This window comes from Agrobacterium sp. LAD9 (assembly GCF_003031125.1).
Lineage (GTDB): Bacteria > Pseudomonadota > Alphaproteobacteria > Rhizobiales > Rhizobiaceae > Agrobacterium > Agrobacterium radiobacter.
In genome coordinates, this window is record NZ_PHGS01000009.1 from 223,584 (window position 1) to 236,170 (window position 12,587).

Sequence of the window (12,587 nt, forward strand, 5' to 3'; positions counted from 1 at the left end):
AAGGATGACGAGAGGGAGGTCGTGAAACCGACTGCCGACCCTCAAAAATTTAGAAACCCGCTCTCACTGAAATCTCGTAAAGCCCCGCTTTTTCGCATCTTCCGGGCTGACTTCATTGCCGATTTTAAACCGGAATTCCGTCACGGTGTAGTTTTCCAGATCGACTTCGCACTGGAACGACACATCGTGCCAACCATTGCCCGTGTTGAACGCGCCGCCGGAAGCATCGATCGAATTTCCGGAAATCCTGCCGCCCGTGTCCGAATAGGGGATCATGCCTCTGGCGACAAAACCCGCCCCCTGAATCTGCGCCAGAGCTTCGGTGCTGCAAAGCTGAACGATGCGACGACGCGGCGGCAGATCGCCGAACATCTGGCGTCTCTGGGCCAGTGACAGCATGGACGAAGACAGAAGGTTTTTGGCCGCCGGAAGTTTCGCGGGCTTCTTTTCCTCCACCTCAGCAGGCTTTTCATCAGCCGGTTTTGCCTGCGGCACAGGCGGTTGCTCCGGCGGAGCCTCCTCCTTCAGCGGCGAAACCGCAATCTCGCCCTGCTCGGCAGAAGCCTGAAGATCGCTGTTGGCGGCGGGAGGCGCGGGTTTTTCCTCAGCCGTTTTCTCAGGCTGGCTTGCAGGCTCCTCAGAAGGCTCGGTCTTTTCCGCTTCCTCGGTCTTGCCTGGCTTGTCTTCAGGGTCCGCCTGCGTCTCTTCCGGTCGCATGGCGATGGCCGGCAACGTCGCCTGCGGCGGCGGCGAAGGTTTCGCTTCTTCGGCCGGCGGGGCCGGCGGTGGTGGCGGAGGTTGCGGCTTTTCCTCTTTCGCCTTCTCTTCACCCGGTGGCGGCGCCTCTTCCGCCTTTTTCTCCTCGGGCGGCGGCACCAGATCGACGCTGATGCTCTCCGGCTCCTGCGGTTCGACTATCCGCTCGGGCAGTTCGAAAAGGAAGATCGCAACAACGGCAAGATGCAGGAGAACGGAGACGGGCACAGCCCATCCCTTCCACCGCCATCTGCCTGCCGAAACCTGTTGCATCTCATCGAACCAAATCGAACCGGAGCATTTCCAATAAAAGCGGAATGCCTGTTTTCACACATAAGGCTTGTCGCAGAGTTCGCCAGTGCGGGAAACAAAAAACCCGGCCAGAGGTGACTGACCGGGTTCAATTTTAAAGGAAGCAAAAGCTTAGCTGTCGAGGAAGCTGCGGAGCTTTCTGGAGCGGCTCGGATGCTTCAGCTTGCGCAGCGCCTTCGCTTCGATCTGACGGATACGTTCGCGGGTAACCGAGAACTGCTGGCCGACTTCTTCCAGCGTATGGTCGGTGTTCATGCCGATGCCGAAGCGCATGCGCAGAACGCGTTCTTCACGCGGCGTCAACGAAGCCAATACGCGGGTCGTCGTCTCGCGCAGGTTCGCCTGAATGGCGGCGTCGATCGGCAGCAGCGCATTCTTGTCCTCGATGAAGTCACCGAGATGCGAATCCTCTTCGTCACCCACGGGGGTTTCGAGCGAGATCGGCTCCTTGGCGATCTTCAGAACCTTGCGCACCTTCTCAAGCGGCATGGCCAGCTTCTCGGCCAGTTCCTCCGGGGTCGGCTCGCGGCCGATCTCGTGCAGCATCTGGCGCGAGGTACGAACGATCTTGTTGATCGTCTCGATCATGTGCACCGGAATACGGATGGTGCGCGCCTGGTCGGCGATCGAGCGGGTGATCGCCTGCCTGATCCACCAGGTCGCATAGGTCGAGAACTTGTAACCGCGGCGATATTCGAATTTGTCGACCGCCTTCATCAGGCCGATATTGCCTTCCTGAATGAGATCGAGGAACTGAAGACCACGGTTAGTGTATTTCTTCGCAATCGAGATCACGAGACGCAGGTTGGCCTCGACCATCTCCTTCTTGGCGATACGCGCTTCGCGCTCACCCTTCTGCACCATCGAAACGATGCGGCGGAATTCGGCGATGGAAATGCCGGTTTCCGTGGAGAGGTTCTGGATTTCCTGACGGATTTCCCGGATCGTGTTGCTTTCCTCGCGGGCGAATTCCTTCCAGCCGCGGGCGGCCAGATTGGCGATCGACTTCATCCAGTTCGGATCGAGTTCCGCACCGTGATACTGCTCGAGGAAGCTGTCGCGCTTGACGCCGTAGGATTCGGCAAGGCGCAGCAGACGGCCTTCGTTCTGCATCAGGCGCTTCGAAATATCGTAAAGCTGCTCGACAAGGCTGTCGATACGGTTCTGGTTCAACGACAGCGACTTGACGGCCGTGATCAGCTGATCCTTCAGTTCCTTGTAACGACGCTCCTGGCCGGAAGACAGCGTCCCGGTGCAGGCAAGACGCGCCTCGACCTGCTGGTCCTGAAGCTTGCGCAGCTTCTTGTAGGTGTCAGCGATAGTGTCGAGCGTTTCCATGACCTGCGGACGCAGTTCGGCTTCCATCGCGGCAAGCGAAAGATTGGACTCGTCGTCGTCCTCTTCTTCCTCTTCCGGCGGAAGGCCATCGCCGCCCACATCAGTCACATCTTCGTCACCGGTCGGCGCACGCAGCTTGCGGGTCTTTTCCTTCTCTTCGGCGGCCTTGCGGTCAGCCTCGATCTTTTCCGGGCTCTGGAACTGGGGAGCCGCCTTGGCTTCCGGACCGGAATAGGTCGTTTCGAGATCGATGATCTCGCGCAGAAGCGTCGTGCCCTCATTCAGTTCGTCGCGCCAGATGATCAGCGCCTGGAACGTCAGCGGGCTTTCGCAAAGGCCCGAAATCATCGTTTCGCGGCCGGCCTCGATACGCTTGGCGATGGCGATTTCGCCCTCGCGCGACAGAAGCTCGACGGAACCCATTTCGCGCAGATACATGCGCACCGGGTCATCGGTACGGTCGGTCGGTTCTTTCTTCTTCGCGGTCGCAAGTGCGGTGCCGCCGGAGGGAGCGAGTTCGCCACCTTCGGACTCTTCGCCGTCGGAATCGCTGTCGTCGTCGCTCGCGGTTGCCTCTTCGGCATCCTCGTCCTCGATGACATTGATGCCCATGTCGGACAGCATCGCCATCGTGTCTTCGATCTGCTCGGAAGTCACCTCTTCGGACGGCAGGACGGAATTCAGCTCGTCCATCGTCACATAGCCGCGCTTCTTGGCGGCCTTGATCATTTTCTTGACCGCGTCATCCGAAAGGTCGAGAAGCGGGCCGTCCGTCGCACCGTCGCGTTCGTTTTCTGCTTCTTCGTTTTCTTTGACTTTGGTTGCCATCTATCTCGTCGCTTTCCCTGACGCTAACACCTGTTCCGCCGCATCGCCGTCCGCCCCTTGAGCATCCAGCGGTTTGCCGCGAATCACTGTCAGACACCTAACGGAGTGATCTTTAATTGCCGATTAACCACGGCAGCCTCAGGCAGAATGCAAAGACAGTGCACCCGGAAATGCTTGCTCATGCAATTTCTATCCGCCAAGGCTCATTCCACCTTACTTTTCCTGAAATGGTGATTCCCGCTATTTCCCGCCCCGTCAAGCCTTTGCGGGCGAGACAGACACGGAAATTCTTAAAAAGAGCCGCATTTTGCGGGTTATCACCAAACTATCCCCTATTTAGGACGCTTGCCGCAAAAGGCAACCCCAAACACCTTTCAATTCTGCCGACCATCCTCAGCCATGGCCAACAGCCGGCCCCTTCACCCGGCCGGACATGACCCCGAAACCATCGATGATCGCTTCCTGGTTTTCCATGCGGCCGATTTCCAGCTGGACCTCGGCCAGAGCGCGCACCAGCAGTGTGCCGCGCTCGTCATCCGTCGCTTCGGCTATTTCCCGCTCCAGCTCGCGTTTCTGCCAGAGCAGGGATTTTGTCCGTTTGTGGAGGGAAAGCGCCTGCACGTAGCCTTCACGCGCATCCTCCATCGCCGCCTGTTCAGTTGCGGTCCACAGGCGGGCATTGCGTACCTGCTGGTCCATGGCTTTCAAAAGCACCTCGAACTCGTGCTGCGACAGCCGCTCGATCAGCCCTGCTCGCGAAATCTCCGCGGCACTTTCCGCCGCATAGGTCAGCACCGTCGACCACAGGCGCTGCAGATCGCGGTTCTCGTAATCGATAGCGGCGATCTCGTCATATTCCTCGAGCAGCAGTTCGGGATGGTTGACGATGGTGATGGCGAGAACGCTTTCCCGGAGCGAAGGCTTGGTCTGATAGCCCCTGACAAGGCCCGATTGCGCCAGGCGATCGGAAATGCTGCTGGTTGGTGCTGCCATCGCCCCGCCACGCCCTGGCGCATTGCGCTGGAAGCCACGTCCCGTCGGCTGCGCGCCATTGCGGCGGAAATTGCCGTTCTGTGTCCCGCCCTGCTGAAAACGTGGCTGGAAAAAGCCATTCAGCCTGTCACGCATATCCTGCTGGTAAAACCGCCGCACGGCCTCGTCGCCGATCACGGCAACAATCTGCCGCAGCCGGCTTTCGAGCTGGGCGCGTTTTTCCGGCGTATCAAAGGTGACGCCTGACGTCTCGCGGCTCCAGATCATCGCCGCAAGCGGCTTGGCTTCGGACAATACCCGGTCAAACGGCGCGCGCCCCTCCAGCCGCACGAGATCGTCCGGATCCTTGCCATCGGGCAGCAGCGCAAAGCTGACCGACCGATCCGGCTTGATATGCGGCAAAGCGAGATCGGCGGCACGGTTGGCGGCGCGAATGCCGGCACCGTCACCATCAAAGCAGAGGATCGGCTGCGGCGACATCTTCCAGAGGAGATCGAGCTGGCTTTCCGTCAGCGCCGTGCCGAGCGGCGCGACGGCATTTTCGACACCCGCCTGATAAAGCGCGATGACGTCCATATAACCTTCGACGGCAATGACAGAACCACCTGCCGCCTGCGACGCACGCCGGGCGCGGGCGAAATTGTAGAGAACATTGCCCTTGTGAAAGAGCTCAGTCTCGTTGGAGTTCAGATATTTCGCCACGGCATCCGAAGCCATCGCGCGACCGCCAAAGGCGATCACCTTTTCCCGCGAGGACAGGATCGGGAACATGATGCGGTCACGGAACCGGTCATAGGAGACCGGTACGTTCTCATGCACCACCAGCCCGCAGGCCTCCATCTGTTCCTTCGACACGCCCTTGCTTGCCAGATGCTCTTTCAGCGCATTACGGCTATCCGGCGCATAACCGAGCCGAAAGGTCTCGATGGTGCGCCCGGTCAACCCGCGATCGCGCAGGTAAGCCCGCGCCCGCGCGCCAAGCGCCGTCTGCAACTGGTCCTGAAAGAACAGGGTCGCCATTTCCATGACGTCCTGAAGCGAGGTCCGCTCGCGCTCGCGCTTTTCCGCCTGCGGATCGGGCTGCGGCATGGAAATGCCGGCCATATCGGCGATCTGCTGCACGGCCTCCGGAAAACTCAGCCCCTCAAGCTCCGTCAAAAAACGGAAATGGTCGCCCGAAACACCACAGCCAAAGCAATGGTAGCGGCCCTTACGGTCCTCGCAGTGAAAGCTCGGGCTTTTCTCGCCATGGAACGGGCAGCAGGCCCAATAATCCCCACGCGACGTGTTGGTCTTCTTCTTGTCCCAGGACACACGTCGACCGATCACATCGGAGATGTGCACGCGGTCGCGTATCTCATCGAGGAAAGAATTGGAAAAGCGCATGGGTTACCTGTTCGAGGCCAGTCTTTCATATAAGCGCATAAGAGCCGCAATACAAAATGGAGAGATAAACAATACCCACTATTCACAGGCGGAATTGACATCGGTGTATATACAGAAGAATATACGAGTGTATATACATACTCGGTGCATGAGTGCCTATGAACTGACATCAGTTGTAGGCAGCGCATGGAAATCGTGATGAAGGATTTCATCTCCTTTGAATGGGATGAAAACAAGCGGTTGATCAATATCGAGAAACACGGGATCGACTTTCTGAGAGCGGCAAAGATTTTATCCATGCCCCATCTAGAGAAGACATCTGAGCAGAACGGAGAGAGCCGGGTTCTGGCGATATGTCCGGAAACGGACAGATTGATTGCAATCGTGTATACGATGCGCGGAGACGTATGCCGGATCATATCGGCAAGAGCGGCGAGACAAAATGAGCGAAGAACGTACCGTCAGCTATTCCCTGGATAAAATCCAAAAAAAGATCGCCAAGGGCGACGACCGAACGGACTGGAAACGCGTCGACGCCCTGACCGACGAGGATATCGACCGCGCCACGCGCGGCGATCCCGATTGGGCCGGCTTTGAGGATATCGACTGGTCGAAGGCCGAAGTGGTTTTCCCTACTCCCAAACAGTCAATTTCCATTCGCGTCGATCAGGATGTCGTGGATTTCTTCAAGGCCACCGGGAAAGGTTATCAGACCCGCATGAATGCCGTCCTGCGCCACTATGTGCATGAGCAGAAAAAGCGGCAGGGCTAAGCGTGGCAACGCCCTTTGCGCCTGCTTCGGGCAAATTTGTGGCGCCGCAACATCACCAAAAATTATGTTTTTGTAATTTGAGTGCCACGCAGCCGCGATGTAAAAACATACTTACAGACAGAGCGATGAATTTTCGCAGAAATCTGCCGACGCCCGCAGGCACGTCCCCCGAAAAAACGCCTGCGCTTGAGAGCATTCTGATCCGCCGGAATGCGTTTTCGTCGACAGAAAAAAGGCAGGGCAGCCCACATCTGCCCTGCCTTTACTTTTTCGGAGCACCGAAAATTACTTCAGCAAATCCTTGACGACACCGGAGGCTTTCGCGAAGTCGATCTGGCCCGGATAACGCTCTTTCAGCGCATTCATGCACTTGCCCATGTCGCGCAGGCCGGAAGCGCCGGTCTCCGTGATAACGGCCTGGCAGAGTTCGCGCACCTTCTCGGCCGGGATTTCTTCCGGCATGAATTCCTTGATGATGACGATTTCCTCGCGCTCCTGAGCGGCAAGCTCGGGACGGCCGGCACCTTCATAGATGGTGGCGGATTCTTCCCGCTGCTTTACCATCTTGGTCAGGATCTGCATGATATCTTCATCGCTGACGGGGTCCTTGCCCACGCCGCGATTGGCGATATCGCGATCCTTGATGGCCGTCTGGATGAGACGCACGGTCGATGTACGTCGGGCGTCACGAGCCTTCAGCGCATCTTTCAAAGTATTAGCGAACACGTCGCGCAGCATTTTTCTTCTCCTTGGGAAAGCCCGTTCCGCAGCTTCCTGATCGGCAAACTTTCCGCCTTATTTTTCGCAACGACATAAACGAGCAAACACGCTCAAGCAAATCAATTGCATAAGCCATTGAATCTACGACAGCTTAAATCCGCGTAAATCTTGGACCTGCGGTTGACCGCTTGGGCTGCTTTCGTTATTTTCCGGCACCTGCACGAGATTTTAACGAAGGGTCGGAACGCGAGCTTTATCGCGCGCCCCTTTATGTCACGAAGCCTGCGACAAAAATGGCCCCTTACCCCCTGCCTTTCAAGAGGCGGGGTGCGAAGCGGCAGAAACGGAACGAGATGACCGAGACAGCGCCCTGGACTACCCGCAAACCGACCGCAATGCTTGTTCTTGCCGATGGCACAGTGATCGAGGGAACAGGCATCGGCGCAACCGGCAAGGTTCAGGCCGAAGTCTGCTTCAACACGGCGCTCACGGGTTACGAGGAAATCCTCACCGACCCTTCCTATCTCGGCCAGATCGTCACCTTCACCTTCCCGCATATCGGCAATGTCGGCACCAATGAGGAAGACATTGAAGACCTGACGCCTGCCGCCCGCCGCGGCGCTGTCGGCGTCATCTTCAAGGCCGACATCACCGATCCCTCGAACTTCCGCGCCGCCAAGCATCTGGATGCCTGGCTGAAGGCCCGCGGCGTCATCGGCCTTTGCGGCATCGACACGCGCGCGCTGACGGCATGGATTCGCGAAAACGGCGCGCCGAACGCGGTCATCGCCCATGACCCGAACGGTGTCTTCGACATCGAAGCGCTGAAGGCGGAAGCCAAGGCGTGGAGCGGCCTCGTTGGTCTCGATCTCGCCATCGAAGCGACCTCCGGCCAGTCCTCCACCTGGACTGAAACCCCCTGGGTCTGGAACAAGGGTTACGGCACGCTCGGTGAAGCCGATGCCAAGTATCACGTCGTCTGCGTCGATTTCGGCGTCAAGCGCAACATCCTGCGCCTCTTTGCCGGTCTGGATTGCAAGGTCACCGTCGTTCCTGCCCAGACTTCGGCCGAAGACATCCTGGCGCTGAAGCCGGATGGCGTGTTCCTGTCCAACGGCCCGGGAGACCCGGCCGCGACGGGCGAATATGCCGTGCCTGTTATCCAGAACCTCATCAAAAGCGATCTGCCGATCTTCGGCATCTGCCTTGGTCACCAGATGCTCGGCCTCGCCGTCGGCGCCAAGACCGAAAAGATGCATCAGGGCCACCACGGCGCGAACCATCCTGTCAAGGACTTCACGACAGGCAAGGTGGAAATCGTCTCCATGAACCACGGCTTTGCGGTCGATACCAAGTCGCTGCCCGAAGGCGTCGAAGAGACCCATATCTCGCTGTTTGACGGCACCAATTGCGGCCTGCGCATCGTCGGCAAGCCGGTCTTTTCCGTCCAGCACCATCCGGAAGCATCGCCCGGCCCGCAGGACAGCCATTACCTCTTCCGCCGCTTCGTCAACCTGCTGCGCGAGAACAAGGGTGAGGCAGCGCTCGCCGAGCGCTGATACCTCCGGAGATCAGGAAAGATTATGCGGCCCGCTTTCAGCGGGCCGTTTGCATTTCACGCTTCACCAGAAGCACGAAGCGAATGGTGAGCAAAACGGCCGCCGTTGAAAGGCCGATCACGAAACCGAACCAGACGCCGCGTCCGCCAAAGCCGAGCGGAAAAGCCATGATCCAGGCAAGCGCCAACCCGATCGGCCAATAGGAAATCAGCGCCAGCATCGCTGGAATGCGCGCATCCTTCAATCCGCGCAGCAGACCTGCCGTCACAGCCTGAATGCCGTCGACCAGCTGGAAGATACCGGCGATCACCACGAGGCTGCTGGCATAGGCAAGCACTTCCGCCGCCTCGGGCAATTTCGCATCCAGGAACCACTTCGCCAGAAATTCCGGCACGGCCGCAAACAGGATGCCACCGCAAATCGCAATACCGCAGGCGATCGCATAAATCATGATGGCGGCGCGGATGAGATTCTTGAAATCGCCCTGACCGCGGGCGATGCCCACCCGCACGGTCGCCGCCTGCGACAGGCCGAGCGGGATCATGAAGGCGATGGAAGCAAGCTGCAAGGCAATGCCATGCGCCGCAAGCTGCACGGTGCCGATTTGCCCCATCAGGATCGAGGCGGCGGCAAACAGCGTCACTTCGGCGAGAATGGTGATGCTGATCGGCAGACCAAGCCGCAGCACTTCAAAAAGCGCGTGCCAGTCCGGCCGCCAGAAGCGCACGAACAGCTCGTATTTCGTCGTTTCCTCGCGCGTCTGCACATAGGCGACGATGAAAATGAAGCTGAAGGCATTGACGATGACGGCAACGACGGCCGCGCCGTTCATGCCCATCGCCGGCAATCCGAAATGGCCGAATACCAGCATATAGGCCAGCACGCCGTTCATCACGAGCATGATGATGGTGACATAAAGAATGATGCCCGCACGCCCGATGGCGCTGACGAGACTGCGCAGCACGTAAAACAACAGCGCCGGCAGGAGGCCGAACTTGGCGATGGCGAGATAATGCCCGGTCAGCGCCGCAACATTGGGGTTCTGCCCGAGCGAAACGAGAATGCGCTCGGCATTAAAGAAGATCGGCAGGGCAAGCAGCCAGTAGGCGATCGCCACCCACATGCCCATGCGAAGTGAGCGACGGGCCGCCGTCGCATCACCCTGCCCGTAGGCCTGCGCCACCATCGGCACCACGGCGACGGAAAAACCAGAGCCGAAAATGAAGACGACAAAGAAGAACTGCCCGGCCAACACCATGGCCGCCAGTTTTTCGGCGCCAAGCTGGCCGACGATGATCATGTCAGTGGTGTGAATGCCAAGCTGCGCGAGCTGAGCGCCGATGAGCGGAATTCCCAGCACAAGCGTAGCCTTGAAATGCGAAAACCACGACCCCGATCCGGACGGAACGGTTCCTGCAACAACCGACGAAGACATTGTAATTCACCTGAACCTTGGCCGTTGCCCGCGAATTGCGCAACGGCAGCATGGTGATGAATAAAATATTCCCTTCCTGCACGCAACCTTTGCAGATCGATGATCAAAATTTACGCAAAACGGCAATCTGTCGCGCCGCGACCGAGCCTGACTGACATAAGACAAATTTAGCTGAATTTTACCATTTCGCTTTACTTATTAGAATATCGCGTAGTTCTTCTAAACCACAAGCTGCATGACGCAGAATATTCCCGCCTTTGAGGCATGTCTTTCCCACCATTTTCCGAGATGAGCCGAACGGGTTCACCCGGTTTCAAGGACGTGTAGCTTGCCCAAAAAAACCAATCTCATGACGCGCATTCTCGTTGCTGCGTCGTCACTGCCGCCTTTGCCGGTTTCTCTTTCTACATCGACAGTCTTCAGCACCGGGTCACGACGGAAGCGGTGGCGGAGAATATCGATTCTTCCGGCAAGCAGGCCGCGCAAAGCATCGCCAACTGGCTGAATGGCCGCATCATGCTGACCGAAACGGTGGCAAAGACGCTCGCCAAGCTACCTGATGACGAGGCCAAGCTGCGGTTTCTGGAAAACGACGTTCTCACCGCCCAGTTCATGTCGACCTATTTCGGCAATGCCGACACCGGCAGCTTCACCACCTTCCCGAAAACACCACTGCCTGAGGGTTATGATCCTCGCAAACGCCCGTGGTATCTGGATGCGGTGAAAGCCGGCAAGACCGTCCTGACCGAACCCTATAATGATGCATCGACCGGCGGCCTCATCATCACCGCCGCCATTCCCGTTTCCATCGATGGCAAGCTTGCCGGCGTGACGGGCAGTGACTTCTCGCTGGATTCGCTGGTGAAGATGATCAAGTCGGTGGATGCCGGCACGGATGGATACGCTTTCCTCGTCAGCAAGGATGGCAAGATCCTCATCCATCCCGATCCGAAATTCGTCGACAAGCCGCTGGCCGACCTCTTCAAGGTCGACACACCGGCTATTTCCTCCGCCATTTCCCAGACCGAGATCGACGGCAAGGGCAAGATCACCAGCTTCATTCCGGTCGCCGGCCTGCCCTCGGTTGACTGGTATCTCGGTTTCGTCGTCGATTCCGATGTTGCCTACAGCGCAATCGGCCAGTTCCGGTTGGCGGCAACCATCGCCACGATCCTCGCAGCCACGATCATGATCGGACTTCTCGCAACCGTCCTTTCACGCTTCATCGTCCGCCCCGTCACGCAGATGACCTCGGCCATGGAAGGTCTTGCAGCCGGCAATCTCGATGTCGCCATTCCCGGTCAGGAGCGCACCGACCAGATCGGCTCGATGGCGGCAGCGGTTGCCGTGTTCCGGTCGAACGCCATGGAACGTCTGCGCCTCGAAGGCGATGCCGAGCAGAACCGCACGCTTTCCGAACAGGAACGCAGCGACCGCGAGAGACTGGCGGCAAAAGACGCGGCGGACATCCAGTTCGCGGTCGATTCGCTTGCCAAGGGACTGGCTCATCTTTCGAACGGCGATCTCAACTATCGCATCGACACGCCCTTCGTGACCCGCATCGACCGCCTGCGCGACGATTTCAACAATTCTGTCGCCAAGCTGAACGCGGCGCTCAGCACCGTCGGCCAGAATGCCCGCGCCATCGACGCCGGCGCCGGAGAAATCCGTCAGTCGGCGGATGATCTCGCACGGCGCACCGAACAGCAGGCAGCCTCCGTGGAAGAAACGGCGGCGGCGCTTGAGGAAATCACCACGACGGTGAAGGATTCCGCCCGCCGTGCGGAAGAAGTCGGCCGTCTGGTCGATCGCGCCCGCAACAATGCCGAACAATCAGGCGTCATCGTGGAAGATGCCGTGCGCGCCATGGAAGGCATTGAAAAATCATCATCGGAGATCAGCAACATCATCGGCGTGATCGACGAGATCGCCTTCCAGACCAACCTGCTTGCGCTGAATGCCGGTGTGGAAGCCGCCCGCGCCGGTGAGGCGGGCAAGGGTTTTGCCGTCGTCGCACAGGAAGTGCGCGAGCTTGCCCAGCGCTCCGCCAATGCCGCGAAGGAAATCAAGACGCTGATCAACGCCTCGACATCGCAGGTGCAGTCCGGCGTCGATCTCGTCGGCAATGCCGGCAAGGCGCTGGAAACCATCGTCCGCGAAGTGCAGGAGATCAACCGTCATATCGACGCTATCGTGACCTCGTCGCGCGAACAGTCGACCGGACTTCAGGAAATCAACACCGCTATCAACACCATCGATCAGGGCACGCAGCAGAATGCCGCCATGGTCGAGGAACAGACGGCGGCAAGCCACGGCCTCGCCTCGGAAGCGGCGGCGCTCAACGATCTGCTCGCACAGTTCCAGCTCGCCACGGCCACGCGGCGGCAGGCGCAATATGGGCGTGCTGCTTAAGGAACCGCCTGATCGTTTGGCGAAGGCAAAGCATACAAACGCCGTCACCCCGGACTTGATCCGGGGTCCAGCGCGA

8 protein-coding genes and 1 pseudogene are annotated in these 12,587 nt (G+C 58.8%); 4 read left to right on the plus strand and 5 right to left on the minus strand.

Translation table 11 applies throughout. The features are described from left to right. Positions 1-63: 63 nt before the first annotated feature. The 3 genes from DA915_RS10790 to dnaG form a co-directional block, all read right to left on the minus strand. A complete protein-coding gene (locus tag DA915_RS10790; protein WP_192886462.1) occupies positions 64-984 on the minus strand; it encodes a DUF930 domain-containing protein in 921 nt (306 codons plus the stop codon). A 195-nt stretch (positions 985-1,179) separates the two neighbouring features. After that, a complete protein-coding gene (gene rpoD / locus DA915_RS10795; RefSeq protein WP_003494761.1) occupies positions 1,180-3,234 on the minus strand; it encodes an RNA polymerase sigma factor RpoD in 2,055 nt (684 codons plus the stop codon). 393 nt (positions 3,235-3,627) lie between these two features. Further along, positions 3,628-5,613 (minus strand): DNA primase, encoded by a 1,986-nt coding sequence (gene dnaG, locus DA915_RS10800; RefSeq protein WP_107675806.1) that lies wholly within the window; start codon positions 5,611-5,613, stop codon positions 3,628-3,630. A gap of 198 nt (positions 5,614-5,811) precedes the next feature. Here dnaG and DA915_RS10810 point away from each other — a divergent pair, with 198 nt between their 5' ends. Further along, complete coding sequence (locus DA915_RS10810) at positions 5,812-6,093, plus strand: BrnT family toxin (RefSeq protein WP_107675807.1); 282 nt, start codon at positions 5,812-5,814, stop codon at positions 6,091-6,093. Next, positions 6,056-6,385 carry a BrnA antitoxin family protein gene (locus tag DA915_RS10815; protein WP_107675808.1) on the plus strand — a complete coding sequence of 110 codons (330 nt, stop codon included), beginning with the start codon at positions 6,056-6,058 and terminating at the stop codon, positions 6,383-6,385. Before DA915_RS10810 ends, DA915_RS10815 begins: the two co-directional genes overlap by 38 nt. Before the next feature lie 285 nt (positions 6,386-6,670). Here the strand turns inward: DA915_RS10815 and DA915_RS10820 are convergent, their stop codons facing one another. Beyond that, positions 6,671-7,123, minus strand: coding sequence for a GatB/YqeY domain-containing protein (locus tag DA915_RS10820; RefSeq protein WP_004430448.1), 453 nt, complete (start codon positions 7,121-7,123; stop codon positions 6,671-6,673). Between the two features lie 335 nt (positions 7,124-7,458). On the opposite strand from DA915_RS10820, the gene carA reads away from it, so the two are divergent. Then, positions 7,459-8,664: a glutamine-hydrolyzing carbamoyl-phosphate synthase small subunit gene (gene carA, locus DA915_RS10825; RefSeq protein WP_004430447.1), complete on the plus strand. Its 1,206-nt coding sequence runs from the start codon at positions 7,459-7,461 to the stop codon at positions 8,662-8,664. A gap of 37 nt (positions 8,665-8,701) precedes the next feature. Here carA and DA915_RS10830 read toward each other — a convergent pair whose 3' ends face one another. Then, positions 8,702-10,099 carry an MATE family efflux transporter gene (locus DA915_RS10830; protein WP_107675809.1) on the minus strand — a complete coding sequence of 466 codons (1,398 nt, stop codon included), beginning with the start codon at positions 10,097-10,099 and terminating at the stop codon, positions 8,702-8,704. 328 nt (positions 10,100-10,427) lie between these two features. Here DA915_RS10830 and DA915_RS10835 point away from each other — a divergent pair. After that, positions 10,428-12,511: pseudogene (locus tag DA915_RS10835) on the plus strand (methyl-accepting chemotaxis protein). The last annotated feature ends 76 nt before the right edge of the window (positions 12,512-12,587 follow it).

Excerpts from the sequence above, each read along its gene's own strand:
- DA915_RS10820 (WP_004430448.1), bottom strand. The coding sequence starts at position 7,123 with ATGCTGCGCGACGTGTTCGCTAATACTTTGAAAGATGCGCTGAAGGCT.
- DA915_RS10810 (WP_107675807.1), top strand. The coding sequence starts at position 5,812 with ATGAAGGATTTCATCTCCTTTGAATGGGATGAAAACAAGCGGTTGATC.
- carA (WP_004430447.1), top strand. The coding sequence starts at position 7,459 with ATGACCGAGACAGCGCCCTGGACTACCCGCAAACCGACCGCAATGCTT.
- DA915_RS10815 (WP_107675808.1), top strand. The coding sequence starts at position 6,056 with ATGAGCGAAGAACGTACCGTCAGCTATTCCCTGGATAAAATCCAAAAA.
- rpoD (WP_003494761.1), bottom strand. The coding sequence starts at position 3,234 with ATGGCAACCAAAGTCAAAGAAAACGAAGAAGCAGAAAACGAACGCGAC.
- DA915_RS10830 (WP_107675809.1), bottom strand. The coding sequence starts at position 10,099 with ATGTCTTCGTCGGTTGTTGCAGGAACCGTTCCGTCCGGATCGGGGTCG.
- dnaG (WP_107675806.1), bottom strand. The coding sequence starts at position 5,613 with ATGCGCTTTTCCAATTCTTTCCTCGATGAGATACGCGACCGCGTGCAC.